General features: G+C 64.2%; 24 protein-coding genes. 9 read left to right on the forward strand and 15 right to left on the reverse strand.

Annotated features, from left to right (window positions below; genetic code table 11):
- Positions 1 to 24: 24 nt before the first annotated feature.
- The 6 genes from AC3YOG_RS11625 to osmF form a co-directional block, all read right to left on the reverse strand.
- The gene (locus AC3YOG_RS11625) at positions 25 to 231 is read right to left on the reverse strand and encodes a hypothetical protein (RefSeq protein ID WP_489935176.1); all 207 of its coding nucleotides are present in this window, start codon (positions 229 to 231) and stop codon (positions 25 to 27) included.
- Between the two features lie 116 nt (positions 232 to 347).
- On the reverse strand, positions 348 to 680 hold the full coding sequence (locus tag AC3YOG_RS11630; RefSeq protein ID WP_489935177.1) for a TfoX/Sxy family protein: 333 nt from the start codon (positions 678 to 680) through the stop codon (positions 348 to 350).
- A gap of 3 nt (positions 681 to 683) precedes the next feature.
- Positions 684 to 1439: an ABC transporter permease gene (locus tag AC3YOG_RS11635; RefSeq protein ID WP_489890280.1), complete on the reverse strand. Its 756-nt coding sequence runs from the start codon at positions 1437 to 1439 to the stop codon at positions 684 to 686.
- Positions 1436 to 2371 (reverse strand): ABC transporter ATP-binding protein, encoded by a 936-nt coding sequence (locus AC3YOG_RS11640; RefSeq protein ID WP_127752340.1) that lies wholly within the window; start codon positions 2369 to 2371, stop codon positions 1436 to 1438. The genes AC3YOG_RS11635 and AC3YOG_RS11640 overlap by 4 nt, the downstream gene beginning before the upstream one ends.
- The gene (locus tag AC3YOG_RS11645; RefSeq protein WP_489935178.1) at positions 2368 to 3558 is read right to left on the reverse strand and encodes an ABC transporter permease; all 1191 of its coding nucleotides are present in this window, start codon (positions 3556 to 3558) and stop codon (positions 2368 to 2370) included. Before AC3YOG_RS11645 ends, AC3YOG_RS11640 begins: the two co-directional genes overlap by 4 nt.
- Positions 3559 to 3624: 66 nt before the next feature.
- Positions 3625 to 4536: a glycine betaine ABC transporter substrate-binding protein OsmF gene (gene osmF, locus AC3YOG_RS11650; protein ID WP_127752338.1), complete on the reverse strand. Its 912-nt coding sequence runs from the start codon at positions 4534 to 4536 to the stop codon at positions 3625 to 3627.
- Positions 4537 to 4849: 313 nt separating this feature from the next.
- On the opposite strand from osmF, the gene AC3YOG_RS11655 reads away from it, so the two are divergent.
- Positions 4850 to 6121 carry a DUF3422 domain-containing protein gene (locus AC3YOG_RS11655; RefSeq protein WP_127752337.1) on the forward strand — a complete coding sequence of 424 codons (1272 nt, stop codon included), beginning with the start codon at positions 4850 to 4852 and terminating at the stop codon, positions 6119 to 6121.
- 9 nt (positions 6122 to 6130) lie between these two features.
- Here AC3YOG_RS11655 and rhaM read toward each other — a convergent pair whose 3' ends face one another.
- The 6 genes from rhaM to AC3YOG_RS11685 form a co-directional block, all read right to left on the reverse strand.
- The gene (rhaM, locus tag AC3YOG_RS11660; protein ID WP_489890275.1) at positions 6131 to 6454 is read right to left on the reverse strand and encodes an L-rhamnose mutarotase; all 324 of its coding nucleotides are present in this window, start codon (positions 6452 to 6454) and stop codon (positions 6131 to 6133) included.
- The gene (locus tag AC3YOG_RS11665) at positions 6454 to 7449 is read right to left on the reverse strand and encodes an ABC transporter permease (protein ID WP_489935179.1); all 996 of its coding nucleotides are present in this window, start codon (positions 7447 to 7449) and stop codon (positions 6454 to 6456) included. Before AC3YOG_RS11665 ends, rhaM begins: the two co-directional genes overlap by 1 nt.
- 101 nt (positions 7450 to 7550) lie before the next feature.
- Positions 7551 to 8525 carry an ABC transporter permease gene (locus tag AC3YOG_RS11670; RefSeq protein WP_489890274.1) on the reverse strand — a complete coding sequence of 325 codons (975 nt, stop codon included), beginning with the start codon at positions 8523 to 8525 and terminating at the stop codon, positions 7551 to 7553.
- On the reverse strand, positions 8522 to 10030 hold the full coding sequence (locus AC3YOG_RS11675) for a sugar ABC transporter ATP-binding protein (protein WP_489935180.1): 1509 nt from the start codon (positions 10028 to 10030) through the stop codon (positions 8522 to 8524). Before AC3YOG_RS11675 ends, AC3YOG_RS11670 begins: the two co-directional genes overlap by 4 nt.
- Before the next feature lie 209 nt (positions 10031 to 10239).
- Positions 10240 to 11226: a rhamnose ABC transporter substrate-binding protein gene (gene rhaS, locus AC3YOG_RS11680; protein ID WP_127752332.1), complete on the reverse strand. Its 987-nt coding sequence runs from the start codon at positions 11224 to 11226 to the stop codon at positions 10240 to 10242.
- 46 nt (positions 11227 to 11272) lie between these two features.
- Entirely contained in the window at positions 11273 to 12079 is an 807-nt protein-coding gene (locus AC3YOG_RS11685; RefSeq protein ID WP_489890272.1) for a DeoR/GlpR family DNA-binding transcription regulator, read from the reverse strand.
- 175 nt (positions 12080 to 12254) lie between these two features.
- On the opposite strand from AC3YOG_RS11685, the gene AC3YOG_RS11690 reads away from it, so the two are divergent.
- Complete coding sequence (locus AC3YOG_RS11690; RefSeq protein ID WP_489935181.1) at positions 12255 to 14354, forward strand: bifunctional rhamnulose-1-phosphate aldolase/short-chain dehydrogenase; 2100 nt, start codon at positions 12255 to 12257, stop codon at positions 14352 to 14354.
- 98 nt (positions 14355 to 14452) lie between these two features.
- The gene (gene rhaI / locus AC3YOG_RS11695) at positions 14453 to 15742 is read left to right on the forward strand and encodes an L-rhamnose catabolism isomerase (RefSeq protein ID WP_489935182.1); all 1290 of its coding nucleotides are present in this window, start codon (positions 14453 to 14455) and stop codon (positions 15740 to 15742) included.
- On the opposite strand, the gene AC3YOG_RS11700 is transcribed toward rhaI, so the two are convergent.
- Complete coding sequence (locus AC3YOG_RS11700; protein ID WP_489935183.1) at positions 15739 to 16638, reverse strand: LysR substrate-binding domain-containing protein; 900 nt, start codon at positions 16636 to 16638, stop codon at positions 15739 to 15741. The genes rhaI and AC3YOG_RS11700 overlap by 4 nt on opposite strands.
- 117 nt (positions 16639 to 16755) lie before the next feature.
- Here AC3YOG_RS11700 and AC3YOG_RS11705 point away from each other — a divergent pair, with 117 nt between their 5' ends.
- Positions 16756 to 16941: a hypothetical protein gene (locus AC3YOG_RS11705; protein WP_489935184.1), complete on the forward strand. Its 186-nt coding sequence runs from the start codon at positions 16756 to 16758 to the stop codon at positions 16939 to 16941.
- A 41-nt stretch (positions 16942 to 16982) separates the two neighbouring features.
- A complete protein-coding gene (gene ybaK, locus AC3YOG_RS11710; protein WP_489935185.1) occupies positions 16983 to 17456 on the forward strand; it encodes a Cys-tRNA(Pro) deacylase in 474 nt (157 codons plus the stop codon).
- Between the two features lie 63 nt (positions 17457 to 17519).
- Here the strand turns inward: ybaK and AC3YOG_RS11715 are convergent, their stop codons facing one another.
- Positions 17520 to 17663: a DUF1127 domain-containing protein gene (locus AC3YOG_RS11715; RefSeq protein WP_127752325.1), complete on the reverse strand. Its 144-nt coding sequence runs from the start codon at positions 17661 to 17663 to the stop codon at positions 17520 to 17522.
- Between the two features lie 210 nt (positions 17664 to 17873).
- Between AC3YOG_RS11715 and AC3YOG_RS11720 the strand changes: the two genes are divergently transcribed.
- The 3 genes from AC3YOG_RS11720 to AC3YOG_RS11730 are packed head-to-tail and all read left to right on the forward strand — an operon-like array spanning position 17874 to position 20753.
- Positions 17874 to 20147, forward strand: coding sequence for a heavy metal translocating P-type ATPase (locus AC3YOG_RS11720; RefSeq protein WP_489935186.1), 2274 nt, complete (start codon positions 17874 to 17876; stop codon positions 20145 to 20147).
- Positions 20144 to 20551 (forward strand): Cu(I)-responsive transcriptional regulator, encoded by a 408-nt coding sequence (gene cueR, locus AC3YOG_RS11725; RefSeq protein ID WP_127752323.1) that lies wholly within the window; start codon positions 20144 to 20146, stop codon positions 20549 to 20551. Before AC3YOG_RS11720 ends, cueR begins: the two co-directional genes overlap by 4 nt.
- Position 20552: 1 nt before the next feature.
- The gene (locus tag AC3YOG_RS11730) at positions 20553 to 20753 is read left to right on the forward strand and encodes a heavy-metal-associated domain-containing protein (protein ID WP_489935187.1); all 201 of its coding nucleotides are present in this window, start codon (positions 20553 to 20555) and stop codon (positions 20751 to 20753) included.
- A 46-nt stretch (positions 20754 to 20799) separates the two neighbouring features.
- On the opposite strand, the gene copM is transcribed toward AC3YOG_RS11730, so the two are convergent.
- A complete protein-coding gene (gene copM / locus AC3YOG_RS11735; protein WP_489935188.1) occupies positions 20800 to 21156 on the reverse strand; it encodes a CopM family metallochaperone in 357 nt (118 codons plus the stop codon).
- Positions 21157 to 21294: 138 nt separating this feature from the next.
- Here copM and cobF point away from each other — a divergent pair, with 138 nt between their 5' ends.
- Positions 21295 to 22032: a precorrin-6A synthase (deacetylating) gene (cobF, locus tag AC3YOG_RS11740; protein ID WP_489935189.1), complete on the forward strand. Its 738-nt coding sequence runs from the start codon at positions 21295 to 21297 to the stop codon at positions 22030 to 22032.

The following is a 22032-nucleotide window of genomic DNA, read 5'->3' on the forward strand; positions in this document are numbered from 1 at the left end:
GCGAATAGCCGCCAGCCGGAAATGTCAATGCCAGAGGCCGGGAGGCGCCAGCGGCTGCGTCGGGACCTGCAGCGTTGGCGCGCTCGGCAGCGCCACCGGTTCGCCGGCAAGATCGGTCACCTGCACTGGCTCACTGGCCGCATTGGCCGGCTGAATCACAAAGCCCGCTGCCGCGGTTACGACCAAGCCGCACAGCGTCGCGATCAACACCTTTTCCTGTCGCTTGTTCATGGTGGTTCGGCTTTCAACTGGCTGGACATGAGCACTTTAGCGCAGACCATTGAACTCATGATTAAAACCCCGTTCAGCTGGGGTTCATCTTTGTGGCTGCGGAGTGGCAAAAACCCTCAGCTTTTGGGCGGTAGCGCGCCCACGAAAGTAACCGCCGCATCGAGCAGGCGCCGCCGCAATTGCTCGTCGGCACAGGCCCCGATGCCCGCCCGCACCCAGCCCGGCATCGGCTTGCCAGACATCACCACCACAGCAATATCAGGCTCTTGCAGCGCCCAGGCATCATTGCCCTTGCCCAGCCGCACCATCAGCCCCTCGCCGGTGGCCGCACACAACATGTGCCCATCGAGTAGCCAGACCAGCCCGCCAAACATGGCTTTCTCACTCAACCCCGGCAGCGGTCCGAGATCGTCGAGCACCCGCTGCTCCAATTCGTGATCGCGCGCCATCCTTCACCCCTCCGCCCGGCCCGCCTGCCCCGTCCGCACCATCAGCATCCGCTCGAGCGCCGAAAGCCCATCATAAATCAGCACCGCAAGAACAGCGACGATCAGCCCGCCCTGCAGCACGAAGGCAGTATTACCCGTTAATAGGCCGGCGATGATAACTTCGCCCAACGTGCGCGCCGCCACGGTCGAGCCGATGGTCGCTGTCGAGAGCGAAATCACTGTCGAGAGCCGAATGCCCGCGAGGATCACCGGCAGCGCCAGCGGCAGCTCGACCTTCATGAGCCGCTGCCAGCCCGTCATCCCCATGCCCTTGGCCGCATCGGTCACCGCGGCGGGCAGATTGGTGAGACCCGTGAGGGTATTTTCGAAGATGGGCAGCAGCCCATACAAAAACAGCGCCAGCAGCGTCGGCGCCGTGCCGAAACTGTTAAGCGCCGGCACCGCCAGCGCCAGCACCGCCACCGGCGGAAAGGTCTGGCCGATATTGGCCAGCGAACGGCAAAGCGGCAGGAACTCGGCCCCGAACGGGCGGGTCACCACGATCGCTAGCCCGGCCGCCGCAATGGTGGCGGCTATGGTGGCCGCCAGCACGATCGCCAGATGGTTGAACGTGATGTCGAGCAGACCGCCTTGGTTGTAGATCGCCGGCTGCCCCGGCTTGGTGAACAGCGCAAAAAACGGGCTGAACAGCTCAGGCTGGATCAAAAACAGCACCAGCACCGCCAGCGCCAGCAGCCGCACCCCATTGCCCGCTGTCATTGCGGTCGCGCCGCCAGCCGCGACAGCGCCTCGCGCGTCACCTGCCCCACGATCTGCCCGTCCCGGCGCACCGGCAGCGCCGCCCGCCCCGACCATAGCAATTCAGCCAAGGCGTCCCGCAGCGAAGCGCCCGCCTCGATCGGCTCGCCCGTTCCGGTGCCGGGCTCGAGATGATCGCCCACCCGCTCAAGCGACAGCAGGCGGAACGGGCGCTCGCTGGTGCCGATCAGCTCGGCTACAAAGGGGCTCGCGGGACGGGCGATGATTTCGGCGGGCGCGGCGCATTGCAACAGCTGGCCCTTGTCCATCACCGCGATCGTGTCGCCCAGGTGAATGGCTTCTTCCATGTCATGGGTCACGAGCACGATCGTGGTCTTGAACCGCCGCTGGATCGCCAGCAGATCCTCCTGCGCCTTGGCGCGGATCAGGGGATCAAGCGCGCCATAGGGCTCGTCCATCAGCAAGATATTGGGCTCAGCCGCCAGCGCCCGCGCCACCCCGATGCGCTGTTGCTGGCCACCCGACAGTTCATGGGGCAGCCGGTCGCGATATTGGCCGGGATCAAGCTGGAACAGCTCGAGCAATTCGTCGACCCGCGCGTTGCGGCGCGCCTTGTCCCAGCCGAGGAGCTTGGGCACGGTGGCGATGTTCTGCGCCACCGTGCGGTGAGGAAACAGCCCATGCCCCTGGATGGCGTAGCCCATGCGCCGGCGCAGCTGATAGGCCTCGATGCTGCGCGTATCCTCGCCATCGATGCGGATCGTGCCGGCGCTGGGCTCCACCAGCCGGTTGATCATGCGCAGCAGCGTCGTCTTGCCCGAGCCCGACGTGCCCACGATCACGCAGATCGTGCGCGGCGCCACGGTCAGCGTCACCGCATCCACCACCGCAGTGCCGTCATAAATCTTGGAAACATTGTCGATCTCGATCATGCCGGCCGCCCCCGCCCCCCGCTCATTTCGATCAGCGCGTCGAGCACCACTGCCGCCGCAAAGGCCAGCGCCACGGTTGGAATGGCGCCCAGCAGCACCAGGTCCATGGCGGTTTGCCCGATGCCCTGGAACACAAAGACGCCAAAGCCCCCGCCCCCGATCAGCGCGGCGATAGTCGCAAGGCCGATATTTTGCACCAGCACAATGCGGATCCCGGTCAGAATAACCGGGAAAGCCAGCGGAAACTGAATACCGAGCAGGCGCTGCCTTACCGTCATGCCCATGCCGCGCGCTGCATCCACCGCCGCCGGTGGCACGCCGACCAGCCCCACCACGGTGTTGGAAACGATGGGCAGCAGCGCATAGGCAAACAGCGCCACCAGCGCCGGCGCCGCACCAATGCCCGAAATCCCCAGCCGCGCCGCTCCTGGCACTGTTGCCGCCACCCAGGCGAGCGGCGCAATCAGGAGGCCAAAAAGCGCGATGGATGGAATGGTCTGGATGATGTTGAGCACGCCCAGCACGCCCGCGCGCAGCGGCTTGACCTTGAAGCACAGGACGCCCAGCGGCACGCCCACGGCAATCGCTGCCGCCACCGACCCAAAAGCCAGCGCCAGATGCGTGCGCCCCTCGTTCCAGAAGGCGGCGGCGCGGGTGCTGTATTCCTTGAGCAATGCCAGATCGTTCCAGGCCCCCGACCACAGCCACGCCGCCATCGCCAAGGCCACGCCGGCGAGCACGGCGATGCGCAGCCAGGGCTGGAGCCGCAATCGCGTCAGGCAATCGGCCAGCAGCAGGGCAAAAGCAAACACCAGCAGCCAGAACCCGGCACCCGGGGACACCCGGGCAAAAGTGTTCTCCGGCGGCGTCAGAAACTCCGCCGAGCGCCCGATCATCACCGCCAGCGCTACCAGCGCCAGCGTCGCCGCTCCCAGCTTGATCCGGCGCGGCAGGCGCAGCAATGCCGCGACGATCCCGCCCACCAGCACAGTGAGCAGCAACGCACCCTCGGCGGGCGGCAGGGCCTCGAGAATCCCGCGCGCCTCGCCCGGCACGATGCGATTGGCGCGAAACAGCGCGAACGGCAAAACCGTCCCCGCCGCGGCGATCGCCGCGATGAGAACGCCAAGCTTGTCGAGGCCGAGCCAAATGGGCCGGCGCGCTGGAGCGGCAGTGGCAGTGCTCATGCGGCTCCCTTGCGCCATGGCAGGCCAGAAGTGGGGTGCATGCGCATCCCCACTTCCCGCACGGGCCTAGTTCAGGAACCCGCCCTGGGTCAGGAAGTCGGTGGCCACCGCAGATGCGGCTTCACCACCCACCTGCACGCGGCCATTGAGCTCCTGCAGCGTTTCGAGCGTCAGCGCTTCAAACACCGGCGTCAGCAGTTCCTCGATCTGCGGATACTCGGTCAGAACTTCCTCGCGGATGATCGGGGCGGGCTGATAAACGGGCTGCACGCCCTTATCGTCTTCCAGCACCACCAGGCCCGAAGGCGCGATGCCCCCATCGGTGCCATAAACCATGGCAGCGTTGACGCCATTGGTCTGCTGGGCTGCCGCCGCGATCGTGGCCGCCGTGTCACCGCCCGAGAGGGTAATCAGCTGGTCAGGCGACAGGGTAAAGCCATAGACCTCCTGGAACTTGGGCAGAGCTGCGGGCGAGTTGACGAATTCGGCCGAAGCGGCGAGCTTGACCTCGCCACCACCAGCCACCCATTCCCCGAACTCGGAGAAGGTTTTGAGGTTATTGGCTTCCGCCAAATCGCCCCGCAGCGCCACCGCCCAGGTATTGTTGGCCGGCGACGGGCTCAGCCAGACGATCTTGTTGGCGTCATAGTCGAGCTTTTTGACCTCGGCATAGGCCTTGGCCGCATCGTTCCAGAGCGCGGGATCGGTCCCCTCGAAGAAATAGGCGCCATTGCCGGTATATTCGGGATAGATGTCGATTTCGCCGGCAATGATGGCTTCGCGCACGATCGGCGTGCCGCCCAGCTGCGTGCGATCTTCCACGGCAATGTCGTTATTCTGCAGCACCTGGAGAATGATGTTCCCCAGCACGCCCCCTTCGGTGTCGATCTTGGAGGACACCACCACCTGCGCCTGGGCGGCGGTGATGGAAACAGCAAGCGCGGCGGCGGCGCTCAGGAGTTTGACGGCAAGACGCATGGCGATTCTCCGTGTGTGCGGGCGCTCGACCCATTCGGGTTAACCTAGCGCGCCTGCGAAAATGAGCTAGGGCGAAATTGCGGCAAGGGAAACAGCTCGGAAAAACTCACCCAATCTTCCTCGTATCCGGGCAAAACCGAGCGCAAGCGAAATCACGGCTCTGCGCCGGGCTTCTAACCCATGATAAGCGCTACCCCCGCCCTCGCGTTCCCGCCTCTTCGACCAAAGTAGCGCGCCCGAACGCCTCATTGCCAAGCGCGGCCGGGTAGCGCCACATGGCCGACCGGCATTCGGGCCGGGCCGGAGCCCTTTTATGGTTCAAACCACCATTGCTGATCACCCCTACCGCGACGCTATCATGGCGGAGGTCCATGCCCGTCCCGTCGAGATCGTGCCGGAGACCTGCCGATTGCGCCGCCTCGTCGTGGTGATGCCGCCCGTGGCCGGCGCCATGCTGGCCGTGTTCGAGCGCTTCGCTGCGTTTTGCGCCGAACAAGACCTGCCGCTGCCCCAGCCCGATACGCGCCAGCACAGCTTTGGCGGCGCCGGACGGCAGGTCACCTGGGAGTTTCACACCGAGTTCGTCACCGTCACGTGGCGCAGCGAGCTGGATGACAACGACAATCGTCCCGATGGGCTTGGCCTTGAGGTTCTGGCCGATGGGCTCCTGATCGGGGCGATGCGGCTCGATGTCATTGCCGAAACCACGATCCCCGACCGCCTGGTGCCCGGGTTCAGTCTGCCCAGCCTGTGCCTCGCCAATGTGGAAGCGGGTAAAGCCCAGATCGCCACCGATTTCGTGCCCGATGCGGACCGCTTCACCCGGTTCGAGCTGGCGGCCGGCGGGCTGACGCCGCTGCGCCGCTCCATCATCGTGCGCCGCATTCTCGAGATCGAAACCTATCGCACCATGGCCCTGCTCGGCCTGCCGCTGGCGCGCAGCACCGCCCCGGAATTGCGGCGTATCGAAACCGAACTCACCGCGCTGATGGAAGAGCTTTCCGAGGCGACTACGCCCGCTGCGGTCCAGGCGGCCCTTGATGCCCTCCATGCGCTTTCAGTGCGCTCCAGCCAGATGTCGGAACGCCTCGGCTATCGCTTTGCCGCCGGACACGCTTATGGCGACATTTTGCGCGTGCGGGTGCAGGGCATCCGGGAATCGGGCACCGATCGCGGCTCGACCCTGGGCAGCTATATCGGCAACCGCGTCGATCCGGGTCTCGCCACTTGCGCGGCGATGGAAAAGCGCCTCGCCGTACTGTCGGCCAAGCTCGAACGCGCCATCGGGCTGCTCAATGTGCGCATCGGCGTCGACATGCAGGTGCAAAACGCCGCCGTGCTCGACAACATCGCCCAGACCTCGCGCAGCCAGTTCCTGCTGCAGCGCACGGTGGAAGGGCTGTCGACCATCGCCATCAGCTACTACCTTTTGGGCATCCTGAGCTATCTCCTCGCCGGGCCGCTCGAGGAATTGCACCTGCACAAGACCATGGCGCTCTCCATCGCAGCGCCCTTCGTCGTGCTCGCGGTCTGGCTAATGGCGCGGGCCGTCCGCAAAGCCCACGCGCCCGCGTCCCTCCACTAGGGCGCGCGGCTACTCCATCCAGAACATGGGCTTGAGGTCGACCGAAACCGGCTCGTTCCGTTCATTGGTGGCCATCACATCGGCCATATGGGCCCACCAGCGCTGCATCACCGGATGGTCGGGCAGCGCGTCCATGGTGTGATCCTTGCGCCGCCACAGCACGCCAAAGAGGATGTTGGTTTCCTCATCGAGATGGATGGAATAATCGCGCACGCCGGCCTGCTTGAGCAGGTCAACCAGTTCGGGAAAAATCTCGTCATGCCGCTTTTTGTATTCGGCCGCCATGCCGGGATTGAGCTGCATCTTGAAGGCGTGTTTTTCCCAGTCGCTCATTAGCTGCGCGTTCTCCACAGGCGGAACAGGATGGGCAGCGCGATCACCACGATCAGCAGCGTGCCGATAAAGATCGACATGACGATGCCCGGAACATTGAGCAGCCCAAGCCCGAAGGTCACCAGCCCCATGATTACGGCGGCCAGTACGACGCCAATAATCGAGCCGCCGCCGCCCAGGATATTGACCCCGCCCAGCACCACCATGGTGATGGCCTCGAGCTCGAAGCCTTCGGCAATGGATGGCCGGGTGGAGCCCAGCCGCGCCGTCAGCAGCACGGCGGCAATGCCGCTCATCAGCCCGGTCAGGCAAAACAGCACGAACTTGATGCGATCCACCCGCACGCCGGTAAAGCGGGCCGCCACGGCATTGTTGCCGATGGCATAGATCTGGCGCCCGAACACGGTGCGATGCAGCATGAACCAGAAGATCACTGCCGCCACAACAAACAGCACCAGTTCAAACGAGATCACCCACCACACATAGCCCTGCCCGAAAAAGCTGAAGCTGGCCGGGTAACCCTTGAAGCTGCCATCGCCCAGGATGATGAAGGCGATGCCGCGGAAAAGGCTCATCGTGCCGATGGTAACGACGATCGAGGGCAGTTTGAGCCCGGTCACCAGCGCCCCATTGAAGGCGCCGCACAAAAGCCCCACCCCAACCCCGATCGCGACCAGCCGGGGCGTGTCCACGCCCCATTGCAGCGCCAGGCCCATCAGCGTCGAGGCCAGGGCAATGATCGCCGCCACCGACAGATCGATCTCGCCCGAAATGATCAGCAGCGCCATGGCCAGCGCAATCAGCGCCTTTTCGGTGAAGTTGAAGGTCAGGTCCGACAGCGACCATTCATTAAGAAAGTAAGGCGAAGCCAATGAATTGGCGATGAAAATCCCCACCGCCACCAGCACCAGCAGCGACTCCCAGCTCAGCAGCGCCGAGCGCAAGGGATGGTCTAGCCGGTCCGGCAATTGGCGGGTTGTTACGGTGTCGGTCATCTCATAGCTTCCGATAGTTGCAGGTCCAGAGACCCACTGCACCCCCCCATCCCGACCCTCCCCCAGGGGGGAGGGAGCGCCAGAACCCGACATGGAAGCCATCACGCCTCCGCCTTTCGCAAGATCACCCGACCTGCCGAGCGCTCGCCCCGGGCATTGAGCACCACGGCCAACAGGATCGCGCCACCGGAGATCGCCATCTGCCAGAACGGGGAAATATTGATCACCGGCAGCGCATTGTTGATCACGCCCAAGAACAACGCCCCCAGCAACGTGCCGCCCACGGTGCCGATGCCACCGGCAATCGACACGCCGCCGATCACGCAAGCCGCGATGATCGTCAGCTCATAGCCGCTCGCGACCTCCGTCGAGGCGATCACATAGCGCGACACCCAGAGATAACCGCACAGCCCGGCAACCGCGCCGGCAATGGTGAAGGCGAGGAACTTGGTGCGCCCCACATCGATCCCGGTATAAACCGCCGCGGTCGGATTGACCCCGATGGCATAGATTGCGCGCCCGAGGGGGGTGCGCGTCATCAGCACGTAAAACAGCGCCGCCACCGCAATGGCGATCCAGCTCAGCACCGGCAGCCCCAGCACCACGGCGCGCTGCAGATTGATGAAATCGGGGCTCATCTGGGCGGCATTGACCCAAGCCCCGCCCGAAAGCACGAACACCAGCCCGCGAAAGATCGTCAGCGTCCCCAGCGTCACGACGATGGAGGGGATATTGAGCTTCCACACCAGGAGCCCATTCACCCCGCCCAAAACTGCACCCACAAGTAGGCACATCGCCATCACCGCGGGGATCGGCACCCCCGGAAACGCGGCATTGAACATGGCCGCGATCATGCCGGTCAGCGCCAAATTGGCGGCCTGCGACAGGTCGATGGAGCGGGTCAGGATCACCGCCATCTGCCCGAGCGCCAGCATGATCAGGATGGAGGTGTCGTTGAAAATGGTCAGCAGATTGCCCGGCAGGGCAAAGCGGGGAAAGCGCAGCGTCACCAGCACAATCACCAGCACGATCGCGCCGGCCAGCCAGATCTCGCGCTGCTTGGCGATGCTCCTCATGCCGCCGCTTCCTCTGGCGCGATCCCAGCCGCAAGGCGCACCAGGGTTTCGGGCTGCAGCCCCTTGTTGTCGAGCACGGCCACCACCCGCCCTTCGCGCATCACCACAATGCGGTCGCTCATCCCCAGCACCTCAGGCAGCTCGGACGACACCATGATCACGCTCAGCCCGCCGCTCACCAGCTCGCCCATGAAGCCATGCACCGCGGCCTTGGAGCCGATATCGATGCCCTTGGTGGGCTCGTCGAGAATGATCACCCGTGGCCCGGTCGCGAGCCATTTGGCGATCACCACCTTTTGCTGGTTGCCGCCCGAAAGGGTCGACACATCCTGGCTGAGCGAGGAGGCGCGCAGATCGAGCCGCCCGGTGAACGAGCGCGCCAGCGCAAATTCTTGTGCCAGCTGCAGCACATGGCTCTTGCTCGTGCGGCGCAGCGAGGGCAGTGACACATTCTGGAAAATGGGCAGGTTGGTGATCACCCCCTGCCGCCCGCGTTCCTCGGGCACATAAACAATGCCCGCTTCCACCGCATCGGCGGCCGAGCGCGGCTTGATCGGCTTGCCATCCAGGGTCAGCGTACCGCCCGACAGCGCCGTCATGCCGAACACCGCCTGCATCACCTCACTGCGCCCCGCGCCCACGAGGCCATAAAACCCGAGGATTTCGCCGCGGCGCAGGCTGAACGACACATCCTCGAACTCGGTGGGGTGCGACAGCCCCCTCGCCTCGAGCACCACCTCGCCGATCTCGGGCGTGCGGGCGGGAAAGATCTGGTCCACCGCCCGCCCCACCATCATCTGCACGATCTGGTTCTGGCTGGTGTCGCGGATCAGCCCCTTGCCCACCATTTCGCCATCGCGGAACACGGTGAAGCGGTCGGCAATGCGATAGATCTCGTCAAATTTGTGGGAGATGAAGAGGATCGCCTTGCCGTCTTCCTTGAGCAGCTCGATGAGCACATAAAGCTCCTCGATCTCCTTTTGGCTGAGCGCGGCGGTGGGCTCATCCATGATCACCACCTGCGCGTCGATCGACAGCGCCCGCGCCACCGCCACCAGGTGCTTTTTGGCGATTCCCAGTTCCTTGAGCTTGAGATCGGGTTCGATCCCTGCCGCCATGGCATCGAGCGTTGCCTTGGCCTCACCGCGCATGGTGCGCCAGTCGATCAGCCCCAGCCGCGTGCGCGGCGCATGGCCCAGATAGATGTTTTCAGCCACGGTCAGCTCGTCGAACAACACCGTTTCCTGGTGAATCGCCGTCACCCCCGCGGCAAAGGCCGCATGGGCCGTGGACAGCACCACCGGCTTGCCGGCAATGGCAATTCCCCCCCCATCGGGCTGGTAGATTCCGGTCAGGATCTTGACCAGGGTGGATTTGCCCGCCCCGTTCTCCCCAATCAGCGCCGTCACCTCGCCCGGATAAAGCTCCAGCGCCACGCCATTAAGCGCCCGCACGCCGGGAAAGCTCTTGCCGATGCCGGAAAGGGTCAGGATGGGCTGCGTCATCTACGTTCCCGATGGTGGCGCCGGGGGTACCCGCCATACGCGGAACCACCGGCTTTGAGCTTCCCTCCCCCTTGAGGGGAGGGATCGAGGGAGGGGGTCGGCTGGTGATCACTGAAGGACCCCACCCCGGCCCTCCCCTCAAGGGGGAGGGAGGGCAGACTGCAGCCACCCTGCCCTTGACGCGTGCTATCGCCCTGCGCGCATGGAGCTCAATAGATCTTGGAGAACTCTTCGATATTGGTCTTGTCGAACTGGAACGGCACAGCCATCGCCGCCGCGTTGGTGTCGTCGAGCGTGACTTCCCCGACCCGGCCGATGGAGAATGTTTCGCCCGGCGCCGCTTCCTTGCCATCGATCAGCTGGTCGGCCAGCATCACCGCCGAATAGCCCAGATCGATGGGGTTCCACAGCGCCACGGCCTGGGACGCGCCATTGTCGATGAACTGCTTGAATTCGGAGGGCAGCGCGAGGCCCGTCACATTGATCTTGCCGATCAGGTTCTGGTCGGTCACCACCTGGGCCGCCGCGACAACACCCACCGTAGTGGGGGCAATAATGGCCTTGAGGTCGGGATGGGCGGCGATCAGGCCCTTGGCTTCCTCGGTGGATTTGACCGAGTCATCATCGCCGTAAACCGTCGCGACGAGATTGATATTGGGGAATTTCTCGGGCAGTGCCGCCTTGGCCGCCTCGATCCAGGCATTCTGGTTGGTGGCGGTGGATGCGGCCGACAGGATCGCTACATCGCCGCCCTCGGGCAGGTGATCAGCGGCCAGCTTGATGATGGTTTCGCCGATCAGCGCGGTGTCGGACGGGTTGAGGTGGATCTGGCGGCCTTCCTCGGCAACGCCTGAGTCAAAGCTCACCACCTTGATGCCGCGCTGCATGGCGCGCTGCAGTGCCGGCACCAACGCGTCGGGGTCATTGGCCGAGATGGCAATCGCGTCGACCTGCTGGGCGATCAGCGAATTGACCACTTCGATCTGCGCTTCGGCCGTGGCGGCGGTTGGGCCGGTATAGATCACCTCGACATCGCCCAATTCGGCGGCCGCTTCCTGCGCGCCTTTGTTGGCGGCATCGAAAAAGCCGTTGCCCAGCGACTTGACCACCAGCGCAATGCGCGTCTGGGCATAGGCTGGTGCGGCGAGCAGCACGGCGACAGCCGTGGATGCGGCCAGGATCTTGATCAGTTTCATGCGGTATTCCCTCCCTGGAATGCTTTGATATCAGCTAGTTGTTGGCTCAGGCCCTGCTGGATTGCGCTTGGACCTGAGTAGTTGTTTCGGCCACGATCAACCGCACGCCTGCCGTTTCGAGCATCTGGCGGTCTTCGTCACGGATGCCGCTGTCGGTGATCACCGCGGCGATCTTGTTGAGTTCACACAGGATCAGGCTCGAGCGGCCCGAAAACTTCGATGAATCGGCGAGCACGATCAGCTCCTCGGCCTGCCCGATCAGGGCCAGTTCCGATTGCACGACCATCGGGTCGGCTTCCATCAGCCCGTGCTCGCCAATTCCCTGGCAGCCGATAAACATGCGCTTGGCGTAGAAATGCGAAGCCACCACCCCGCCAAAGGGCGACAGGATCACGTTCTGATCGCGATAGATGGTGCCGCCCGGAATTACCACGCTGTTGCGCGAATTGTGGATCAGGTGTTCGGCGATGGCGAAGCTGTTGGTGAACACGGTCAGCCGCTTGCCCGTCAGATGATGCACCATCTGATAGGTCGTGGTGCCGCCATTGATGATGATCGGCTCGCCGTCGCGGCAAAGCTGGGCTGCTGCCCGGGCGATTGCCTGCTTTTGGGCGATGTTGAGCGTTTCATTGACCGAGAAGGGCCGCCCCATCAGCGCGCCTTCCTCGGGCGGGTTCACCGCTTCCGCGCCACCCCGCACCCGTCGCAACTGCCCGCTCAGATGGAGCGCCGCAATGTCCCGGCGGATCGTGGCTTCGGAAGCGCCGGTGACGTCGCAGAGTTCAGCCACGCTCACGAAGGAACGCGTCCGCAGCGCTGCTCCGATCACTCTATGGCGCTCTGTTTCATGCACGGCAGCACTCCTCCCTTCAGCATTCCTTGCGTGCTTTTCAATCAGTGTCAATCATTGACCCACCTGAATTACTCAACATTGCGCAGTTCTGCTTGCTGCTGATCGTTTGTGATTGACAGCGCATTTCAATCATGGCCAGTTCGCCAGGAGTTTTGCCCAATCTGAGAGGAACCCCATGTCCGCCCCCGCCCCCAAGCGCCTCCAGAATTTATGGGATGATGCTAAGGCCGCCGCCATGAGCGAGCCCGAGCGGCTGGTTTACCGCTCCAACATTTTGGGCAGCGACAAGCGGGTCACCAATTATGGCGGCGGCAATACCTCCTCCAAGATCATGCAAAAGGATCCCCTCACCGGCGAGATGGTCGAGGTGCTTTGGGTCAAGGGCTCGGGCGGGGACAGCGCCTCGATCAAGCTCGATGGCTTTGCCACCTTGTATATGGACAAGCTGCGCGCTCTCAAGAACCTCTACCGCGGGGTCGACTTCGAAGACGAGATGGTGGGCTATCTCCCCCAGGCCACCTTCAACCTCAACCCGCGCGCCGCCTCGATCGACACCCCGCTCCACGCCTATGTGAACCATCCCTTTGTGGATCACATGCACCCCGACGCCATCATCGCCATCGCGGCTTCGAAAAACTCGCGCGAACTGACGCGCCAGATTTTCGGCGACACGATCGGCTGGTTGCCCTGGAAAAAGCCGGGCTTCGAGCTTGGCCTCTGGCTGGGCAAGTTCTGCGAAGAAAATCCCAATGCCAAGGGAGTGATCCTCGAATCCCACGGCCTCTTCACTTGGGGCGACACCCCTCGGGAATGCTACGAAACCACGATCGGCATCATCAACCAGGCCATCGAATGGTTCGAAGCGCAAACCGCGGGCAAGACCATCTTTGGTGGCGCGGCCGTCCAGGCTCTGCCGTCCGAACAGCGCCGCGCCATCGCCGCCCGCCTGATGCCGAAAATCCGCGGCTTCATCTCCGAAGACAGCCATAAGCTCGGCCATTTCGACGATTCCCCGGCCGTGCTGGAATTCGTCAACTCCAACAATCTGCGCCCGCTCGCGGCGCTGGGCACCTCCTGCCCCGACCATTTTCTGCGCACCAAAATTCGGCCTCTGGTGATCGATTTCGATCCTACCAACCCCGATATCGACGCCGTTATCGCCGGCCTTGGCGACCAGATCGCCGCCTATCGCGCCGACTACGCCGCTTATTACGAGCGCTGCAAGCACGACAATTCTCCGGCGATGCGCGACCCCAATGCCGTGGTCTATCTGATGCCGGGCGTCGGCATGTTCACCTTCGCCAAGGACAAGGCGACCGCCCGCATTTCGGGCGAGTTCTATGTCAACGCGATCAACGTCATGCGCGGCGCCTCGACCGTCTCGGAATACCAAGGCCTGCCCGAGCAGGAGGCCTTCGACATCGAATATTGGCTCTTGGAAGAAGCCAAGCTGCAGCGCCTGCCCAAGCCCAAGTCGCTGGCCGGCAAAATCGCCCTCGTCACCGGTGGCGCCGGCGGCATCGGCAAGGCCACTGCCGCCCGGCTGCTGCGCGAAGGCGCCTGCGTCGTCCTCGCCGATATCGACCAGGCCGCGCTAGACGCCGCCACCGCCGAACTGTCGGGCGCGTTCGGCGCCGACTTTGTACGCCCCGTCAACATCAACGTCACGCGCGAGGAACAAGTCATCTCCGGCTTCGCCCATGCCGTGGTGGAGTTCGGCGGCCTCGATATCCTCGTCTCCAATGCCGGCCTCGCCTCCTCCGCGCCGATCGAGGACACGACGCTCGAGCTCTGGAACCGCAACATGGACATCCTGTCCACCGGCTATTTCCTCGTCTCGCGCGAAGCCTTCCGCCTGTTCCGCGCACAGGCGATCGGCGGCAATGTGGTCTTTGTCGCCTCCAAGAACGGCCTTGCCGCGTCCCCCAATGCAGCGGCCTATTGCACCGCGAAAGCCGCAGAAATCCACCTCGCCCGTTGCCTAGCCCTCGAGGGCGCTGAAGCGCAGATCCGCGTCAATGTCGTCAATCCCGACGCCGTGTTGCGCGGCTCGAAAATCTGGGTCGGCGAATGGCTCGAACAGCGCGCCTCAACCTACAAGACCGACAAGGAGGGCTTGGAGGACATGTATCGCCAGCGCTCGCTGCTCAAACGCTCCGTGTTCCCCGAGGACATCGCCGAAGCCATCTATTTCTTTGCCAGCGAAGCCTCGGCCAAATCCACCGGCAACATCCTCAATGTCGACGCCGGCAACGCCCAGTCCTTCACGCGCTGATTCACGCAGAACAAAAACAACAAAACACGCGGCTCCTGCCCTTCCCTCCCCCTTGAGGGGAGGGACCGAGGGAGGGGGTCGCAGGGGAGGCACAACAAATGACCGATCACATCATCGACCCCACCGCAATCGAAGCCGACAATGCCCGCTGCCAAGCCGATCTGCGCGCAGACTACGACTCGCTGGGCGAGCGGCTCGACCGGCGGGGCATAGCGATCGAAGCGATCAAACAAAAGGTCGCCGGTTTCAACATTGCCGTGCCCTCCTGGGGCGTCGGCACCGGCGGCACCCGCTTTGCCCGCTTCCCCGGCCAGGGCGAGCCGCGCGACATCTTTGACAAGCTCGAAGACTGCGCCGTCATTGCCCAGCTGACCCGGGCCACCCGCACCGTTTCACTCCATATCCCCTGGGACAAGGCCGATCCCAACCGCCTCAAGCAGGCTGCCTCGCGCTTCGGCCTCGGCTTTGATGCGATGAACTCCAACACCTTTTCGGACGCCCGCGGCCAGCTGCAAAGCTACAAGTTCGGCTCGCTCTCCGCCGCCGACCCGGCCACCCGGCAGCAGGCCATCGAGCACAACATCGAATGCATCGAGATCGGCCAGACCCTGGGGTCCAAGGCCCTCACCGTCTGGATCGGCGACGGCTCCAACTTCCCCGGCCAGGTCAATTTCGCCACCCAGTTCGAGCATTATCTCGATGCCATGAAGGCGATCTATGCCGCCCTTCCCGCTGACTGGCGCGTCTACACCGAACACAAGATGTATGAGCCAGCCTTTTATTCGACGGTCGTGCAGGATTGGGGCACCAACTACCTCATCGCCACCGAGCTCGGCGACAAGGCCTTCTGCCTTGTCGATCTCGGCCACCATGCGCCCAACACCAATATCGAAATGATCGTTTCGCGCCTCGCCCAGTTCGGCAAGCTCGGGGGCTTTCACTTCAACGACAGCAAATATGGCGACGACGACCTCGATGCCGGCTCGATCGATCCCTACCGCCTGTTCCTCGTCTTCAACGAGCTGGTGGATGCCGAAGCGCGCTACCCCGACTTCCACCCCGCCCATATGCTCGACCAGTCGCACAACGTCACCGACCCCATCGAATCGCTGATGCTCTCGGCGGCTGATGTGCAGCGCGCCTATGCGCAGGCGCTCCTCGTCGATCGCGCCGCGCTCGCAGCAGCGCAGCAGGGCAATGACGCGTTGGGCGCCACCCAGGCCCTGCGCCTCGCCTATCGCACCGATGTGGAGCCGATCCTGGCCATGGCCCGCCTAGAAGGGGGCGGCGCCATCGACCTGCTCGGCGCCTACCGGACCTCTGGCTATCGCGCCAAGGTTGCCGCCATCCGCCCGGCGGTGGAAGGCGGCTCGGGCGGCATCGTCTAGCTCTGCTCGAGCGCCCGCAGCGGCGCGGTCGCCTCGAGGATCCAGTCGCGAAAGGCGCGGATCTTGGGGTTGTTGCGCCGCGCTTCGGGGTAGACGAGATAGTAGTAGTGCCCGTCCCAGCCCACGGTCGAAAAGGGCTGCACCATGCGGCCGGCGCGGATTTCCTCGGGGTAGAACTGGGGCGTCAGCATGGCGACGCCCCGCCCGGCCATCACGGCCACCGCTTCCATGGATTGAAAGCCCAGCCGGGCAAAGGGTCGCTCGGGCGCGGGCGGCACCGCCACCCCTGCCCGCTTGAACCAGGCCGCGACCCACGGGTCATCGGGGGTAATCTGGGGCACGCGCAGCAGATCGGCGGGTTCGCGCACCCCATATTCCTCCACCAGCCGCGGATGCAGCATCGGGGCATATTCCACCTTGGTCAGCCCATGCGCCACCAGTCCCGCCGCCACCCGCCCCGTGGCGCGGATCGCCACATCGATCTCCGTGCCGGCAAAATCGATGATCTCGGGCGCGCTTTCGATTCGCACCGCAATATCGGGATGCCCGACCTGAAAGAGCCCGAGATTGGCCGCCAGCCACTGGCTGGCGAAAGTGGGCACCGCGCTGATCGCGAGCGTCGCATCGGCTCGCCCGCCCAGTTCGGCAAAAGCCGCCCGCAGCACCGCAAAGCCCTTGGCCACTTCAGGCGCCAGCTGCGCCCCGGTTTGGCTGAGCTCGATCCGGCGCGGCTTGCGCAGGAATAGGGGCGTGCCCACCCGCTCCTCGAGAATGCGGATCTGGTAGCTTACGGCGGCCTGGGTCATGCCCAGTTCCTCGGCCGCACGGGTAAAGCTCAAATGGCGCGCCACGGCCTCGAAGGCGCGGATCGCCGGCAGTGGTGGCAAGGGGCTCATGCATCAAACCTCCTTATGGAAGCCTTGGCAGCTTTAGTTGGAAGCGCGCCGGCCTGCCAGCAATAATCGCGGCTATCCCGATCACCCCGGAGGCAGCCGCATAAGGCTGGTTATGCCATGAGTGTTGTTTCAAGCTGCGAAGGAGCGCGCGATCCCGCCCCACGTCGCCCGTGGAACCCGCTGCGCAACTGGCTGATCCGCCGCCACAGGCGCCGCGTCACCCTCGATTTGCTGCATGCCTCGCCCCATCTGCTGCGCGACATCGGCGCCGAAACCATTCTGGGCGATCATTGTCCGCGCTAGGCCCGCTTGCCAGCCAATATGGGAGCGGTAAACTCGGCTCCATGTCCAAGACCACGCCTGCCACCACAGCCCTTCTCAAAGCGGGCATCCCCTTTGAGCTCGCGACCTATGCTTACGATCCTGATGCCGAGCGGGTGGGGCTGCAGGCTGCCGAAGCCATGGGCATCGATCCCGGCTGCGTGTTCAAGACGCTGATGGCCGAGGTGGATGGCAAGCCAGTCTGTGTCGTCGTCCCGTCGGACGAGGAAGTGAACATGAAAAAGCTTGCCGCCGCCTTTGGCGGCAAGACCGCGCAGATGATGAAGCCCGCCGCCGCTGAGCGCCTCACCGGCTACAAGGTCGGGGGCATCAGCCCCTTCGGGCAGCGCAAGGCCGTGCCCACTTGCGTGGAAGAACTCGTCGCCTTGCAGGACCGGGTTTATCTCAATGGCGGCCAGCGCGGGCTGCAGATCAATCTGGCACCCGATGATCTCGTCCGCGCCCTGGGCGGCAAGACCGCCGACCTCATCCGCTAGTTCCTGAAAAGACAAAAGGCGCCCAAGTGGACGCCTTCTTCTTAGACTGCTGCTGGAAAGAGCTTAGAAGCCCTTGCCCTGCGCAATGTTCTTGATGTCGCCCTTGGTAATGCCCAAATCATTGAGCTGGCGAGCGTCAAGCGAGTTCAGCTCGCGCAGGGTGCGCTGGTACTGGACATAGTTGCGGATCGACTGACGGATGTTCATTTTCTTGGGGTCCTCTCTTTTGCTGAGCCTTATGTAGTGGCACCCCCGGCTGATGAGAACCGCGCCTTGCTGCACACCTCTTATGCACTAGGTGCAAACAAAATGAGCACGGGCTTCACAATCCATTCATTCTGATGGCGCGAAAGCGGCAGAAGCCCTTGACCTTCCCACGATGGGAAGCCTTACATGGGGTGGGACGAGGTGAAAATCATGACTGACCAGGCACTCCAAACCCGACCCGTTTCCATCGATATCGAAGGCATGACCTGCGCCTCCTGCGTGGCGCGGGTGGAACGCGCATTGCTCAAGACCCCCGGCGTCAAGGCAGCTTCCGTCAATCTCGCCACCGAGCGGGCCACTGTCGAGCTGACCCCCGATGCGCAACTCGCGCCGGTTCTCGCGGCCATCACCAAGGCCGGCTATTCCGGCCAGCCCGCGCCCGAACAGCGCGGCACTCATGCCGGCCACCACCATGACGAGGACGCCGCCGTGCTTCGGCGCGACGTGATCCTTGCCGCGGTTCTGACGGCGCCGATGTTCGTGCTCGAAATGGGCAGCCACCTGATCCCCGGCATGCATATGGCGGTGATGCATCTGGTGCCCACCCAATGGCTCTACATCGCCTATTTTGTCATCACCACCATTGTGCTCTTCGTCCCCGGACGCCGCTTTTTTGCGCATGGCATTCCAGCCCTGTTGCGCGGCGCCCCCGAGATGAATTCACTCGTCGCCCTAGGGGCGGGCGCGGCCTATCTTTATTCCACCGTCGTTACCTTCGCGCCCGGGCTCGTGCCGGCCACCAGCCGCTATGTGTATTTCGAAGCGGCGGCCGTGATCGTGACGCTGATCCTCCTCGGGCGACTGCTCGAAGCCATGGCCAAGGGCCGCACCGGCGCCGCCATTGCCCGGCTGGTGCAGCAACAAGCCAAGACCGCCCAGGTGCAGCGCAATGGCAGCTTTGTGCAATTGCCTATCGACCAGGTGGTTGTCGGCGATATCCTCTTGGTGCGCCCCGGCGAAAAGATCGCCGTCGATGGCGAGATCGTGGGCGGGCAAAGCCATGTCGATGAATCCATGATCTCGGGCGAGCCCATCCCGGTGAGCAAGGCCGAAGGCGCCAGTGTGGTCGGCGGCACCGTCAATGGCGAAGGCAGCTTCACCTTCCGCGCCACCAAGGTGGGGGCCGATACCATGCTGGCCCAGATCATCCGCATGGTCGAGGACGCCCAGGGCGGCAAGCTGCCCATCCAGGCGCTGGTTGATCGCATCACCTTCTGGTTCGTGCCGGCGGTGATGGCGGCAGCACTCGCCACCTTTGTGGTCTGGCTGCTCTGGGGGCCTGAGCCGAGCTATCTCTTTGGGCTCGTCAATGCGGTGGCCGTCCTCATCATCGCCTGCCCCTGCGCCATGGGTCTGGCCACCCCCACCTCGATCATGGTGGGCACCGGCCGCGCCGCAGAGCTGGGCGTCCTTTTCCGCCGCAGCGAAGCCCTGCAAAGCCTGCGCGACGTCGACATGTTCGCCTTCGACAAGACCGGCACCCTGACCGAAGGGCGTCCCGTGCTGACCGATCTCGTTGTTGCCGAGGGCTTTGCCGAGCCCGAAGTGCTGGCCCTGATGGCAGCGGTGGAACATTACTCCGAACACCCCATCGCCACCGCCATCGTTGCCGCCGCCACCGAGCGCGGCCTGCCCATTGCCGAGGCCGAGCAGTTCGCCTCCTCGGCCGGCCACGGCATCAGCGGCGTCGTTGGCGGGCGCCAGGTGCTGGTAGGCAATGCCGGCCAGCTGCCCGGCATCGACAAGGCCGCATTTGCCGATCAGCTCACCACCCTCGCCGGCCAGGGCAAGACGCCCATTCTGGTGGGCGTCGATGGCAAGCTTGCCGCCGTCGCCGCTGTGGCCGATCGGGCGCGTCCGACCAGCAAGGCCGTGATCGCCGAACTGCACCGCTTAGGCATTCGCACCGCCATGATCTCGGGCGACAACCAGCGCACGGCCCAGGCCATTGCCGACCAGCTCGGGATCGATGAAGTGCGCGCCCAAATCCTGCCGGCCGGCAAGGTCGAGGCCATCAATTCGCTACGCCGCGGCGGAGGCAAGATCGCCTTTGTTGGCGATGGCATCAATGATGCGCCCGCGCTGGCCGCCGCCGATATCGGCATTGCCGTGGGCACGGGCACCGATGTGGCCATTGAAAGCGCCGATGTCGTTCTCCTGGGCGGTGACCTCAAGGGTGTGCTCAATGCCCTCACCATCAGCCGCGCCACCATGCGCAATATTGCCGAGAACCTCTTCTGGGCCTTCGCCTACAACGTCATCCTGATCCCGGTGGCCGCAGGCGTGCTCTATCCCAGCTTCGGCATTCTCCTGTCCCCCATGATCGGAGCGGGTGCCATGGCCCTCTCGAGCGTGTTCGTGGTCGGCAACGCCCAGCGGCTGCGCACCGTGCGGCCCGCAACCCTGCAAGGAGCAAACCCATGAATATCGGGGAGGCCGCCCAGGCCTCGGGCGTTTCGGCCAAGATGATCCGCTATTACGAATCCATTGGCCTGATCGAGCCGCCCGGGCGCACTGACAGCAATTACCGCGTCTATGACCCCGATCAGGTGCATGTGCTGCGCTTCATCAAGCGGGCCCGCACCCTGGGCTTCTCCGTCGAGGAAACCAGCCGTCTCCTCAGCCTCTGGCAGGACAAGAGCCGCGCTAGTGCCGAGGTCAAGGCGGTCGCCTCGGCCCATATCGCCGACCTCGAAACCAAGATTGCCGAACTGCAGGGCATGGTCGGGACGCTCAAGCATCTCGTTCACTGCTGCGGCGGCGACGACCGGCCCAATTGCCCGATCCTGGATGATCTGGCCGGGCCGCAACCCGTGAAAGGACATTGAAATGAGCCAAACAACCACTCTGCGCGTTGAGGATATGAGCTGCGCCCATTGTGTGGGTACCGTGCGCAAGGCGCTCGAGGAAGCGCTGCCCGGCGCCGAGATCGCCGTTGATCTCGATACCCACCGCGTCAGCTTCACCGGCGACCGCGCCAAGGCGGAAGCCGCCATTCGCGATGCCGGCTACACACCCGAGCCCGTATAACCATCAAGGGCCACGCTCCCATCCCGGAGCGTGGCCCTTGCTTATGTCAGTGGCCGTGTTTGGCCAGCCATTCCTGCATCTGGGCGATCTCGCCTTCCTGGTCGGCGATGATCTTTTCGGCCAGCGCCTTGATCTCGGGATCGCTGCCATGCTCGAGCACGATCTGCGCCATCTCCACCGCGCTTTGGTGATGCGGGATCATGCCGCGCACGAAATCCACATCCGCGTCGCCGCTATAGTCGAGGTCCATGGCTTCGTGCATGCGCATGTTGGCCGCCTTGAAGGCCTCGGTCGCCGCGCTATCGCCGGCAGCCATGCCATGGCCGGCATGATCCTGCGCCGCCACCGGCAGGCTCAAGGCCGCAGCCACGCACAGGGAAAGAGCCAGACACTTCATTTTCAAACCTCCTGATTGATCGGGGCACGAGCTATGCGGCGTTCCAACATGGGAAGGTCAAGCCCCGTTCCCCATCCGCGCGGACGCGGTGGCTTGTTCGCCCCGCCCCTTCATGCCATCTCCCCCACAGTCAGGAGAACGCGCGTGAAAACCATTATCCTTGTGGGCATCGGCACCGGCAATCCCGAGCACCTGACCGTGCAGGCCATCAATGCCCTCCAGCGCGCCGGCACCCTCTTCATCCCCGACAAGGGCCAGGACAAGGCCGAACTCGCCCAGGTCAGGCGCGAGATCTGCGAGCGCTATCTCGACGCCCCCAATCTCGTGCCCTATCGCGTCCCCACCCGCCGCAGCGGCCCCGATTACAACCAGACCGTGGCGGAATGGCACGCCACGCTCGCCGGCATCTTCGCCGAGCTCATCGCCACCCATGTGCCCGATGGCGGCTCCTGCGCCTTTCTCGTCTGGGGTGATCCGGGGCTCTACGACAGCACCCTGCGCATCATCGCGCAATTGCCCCAGCCCGAGACGTTCAGCGTCGAGGTGATCCCGGGCATCACCTCCATCCAGGCCCTCACCTCGGCCCATGCCATTGCCCTCAACCGCATCGGCGAGCCCGTCCAGATCACCACCGGCCGCCGCCTGGTCGAATCGGGCCTTCAGGGCGACAGCGTCGTCATGCTCGACGGGCAAACCGCCTTTATCCATGCCGATCCGGAGCTCGAGATCTTCTGGGGCGCCTATCTCGGCACCCCCGACCAGCTCACCATTGCCGGCCGCCTGGGCGACGTGCGCGACACCATCATCGAGACGCGCCGGGCCGCCCGCGCGCGCCATGGCTGGATCATGGACATCTACCTGCTGCGACAACGCGAACCATAG

It is taken from the genome of Devosia sp. Z6_126, assembly GCF_058133495.1.

What these genes read in the sequence shown, in the direction of transcription:
- AC3YOG_RS11625 (WP_489935176.1), bottom strand. Translation starts at nt 231, where the DNA reads ATGAACAAGCGACAGGAAAAGGTGTTGATCGCGACGCTGTGCGGCTTG.
- AC3YOG_RS11630 (WP_489935177.1), bottom strand. Translation starts at nt 680, where the DNA reads ATGGCGCGCGATCACGAATTGGAGCAGCGGGTGCTCGACGATCTCGGA.
- AC3YOG_RS11635 (WP_489890280.1), bottom strand. Translation starts at nt 1,439, where the DNA reads ATGACAGCGGGCAATGGGGTGCGGCTGCTGGCGCTGGCGGTGCTGGTG.
- AC3YOG_RS11640 (WP_127752340.1), bottom strand. Translation starts at nt 2,371, where the DNA reads ATGATCGAGATCGACAATGTTTCCAAGATTTATGACGGCACTGCGGTG.
- AC3YOG_RS11645 (WP_489935178.1), bottom strand. Translation starts at nt 3,558, where the DNA reads ATGAGCACTGCCACTGCCGCTCCAGCGCGCCGGCCCATTTGGCTCGGC.
- osmF (WP_127752338.1), bottom strand. Translation starts at nt 4,536, where the DNA reads ATGCGTCTTGCCGTCAAACTCCTGAGCGCCGCCGCCGCGCTTGCTGTT.
- AC3YOG_RS11655 (WP_127752337.1), top strand. Translation starts at nt 4,850, where the DNA reads ATGGTTCAAACCACCATTGCTGATCACCCCTACCGCGACGCTATCATG.
- rhaM (WP_489890275.1), bottom strand. Translation starts at nt 6,454, where the DNA reads ATGAGCGACTGGGAAAAACACGCCTTCAAGATGCAGCTCAATCCCGGC.
- AC3YOG_RS11665 (WP_489935179.1), bottom strand. Translation starts at nt 7,449, where the DNA reads ATGACCGACACCGTAACAACCCGCCAATTGCCGGACCGGCTAGACCAT.
- AC3YOG_RS11670 (WP_489890274.1), bottom strand. Translation starts at nt 8,525, where the DNA reads ATGAGGAGCATCGCCAAGCAGCGCGAGATCTGGCTGGCCGGCGCGATC.
- AC3YOG_RS11675 (WP_489935180.1), bottom strand. Translation starts at nt 10,030, where the DNA reads ATGACGCAGCCCATCCTGACCCTTTCCGGCATCGGCAAGAGCTTTCCC.
- rhaS (WP_127752332.1), bottom strand. Translation starts at nt 11,226, where the DNA reads ATGAAACTGATCAAGATCCTGGCCGCATCCACGGCTGTCGCCGTGCTG.
- AC3YOG_RS11690 (WP_489935181.1), top strand. Translation starts at nt 12,255, where the DNA reads ATGTCCGCCCCCGCCCCCAAGCGCCTCCAGAATTTATGGGATGATGCT.
- rhaI (WP_489935182.1), top strand. Translation starts at nt 14,453, where the DNA reads ATGACCGATCACATCATCGACCCCACCGCAATCGAAGCCGACAATGCC.
- AC3YOG_RS11700 (WP_489935183.1), bottom strand. Translation starts at nt 16,638, where the DNA reads ATGAGCCCCTTGCCACCACTGCCGGCGATCCGCGCCTTCGAGGCCGTG.
- AC3YOG_RS11705 (WP_489935184.1), top strand. Translation starts at nt 16,756, where the DNA reads ATGAGTGTTGTTTCAAGCTGCGAAGGAGCGCGCGATCCCGCCCCACGT.
- ybaK (WP_489935185.1), top strand. Translation starts at nt 16,983, where the DNA reads ATGTCCAAGACCACGCCTGCCACCACAGCCCTTCTCAAAGCGGGCATC.
- AC3YOG_RS11715 (WP_127752325.1), bottom strand. Translation starts at nt 17,663, where the DNA reads ATGAACATCCGTCAGTCGATCCGCAACTATGTCCAGTACCAGCGCACC.
- AC3YOG_RS11720 (WP_489935186.1), top strand. Translation starts at nt 17,874, where the DNA reads ATGACTGACCAGGCACTCCAAACCCGACCCGTTTCCATCGATATCGAA.
- cueR (WP_127752323.1), top strand. Translation starts at nt 20,144, where the DNA reads ATGAATATCGGGGAGGCCGCCCAGGCCTCGGGCGTTTCGGCCAAGATG.
- AC3YOG_RS11730 (WP_489935187.1), top strand. Translation starts at nt 20,553, where the DNA reads ATGAGCCAAACAACCACTCTGCGCGTTGAGGATATGAGCTGCGCCCAT.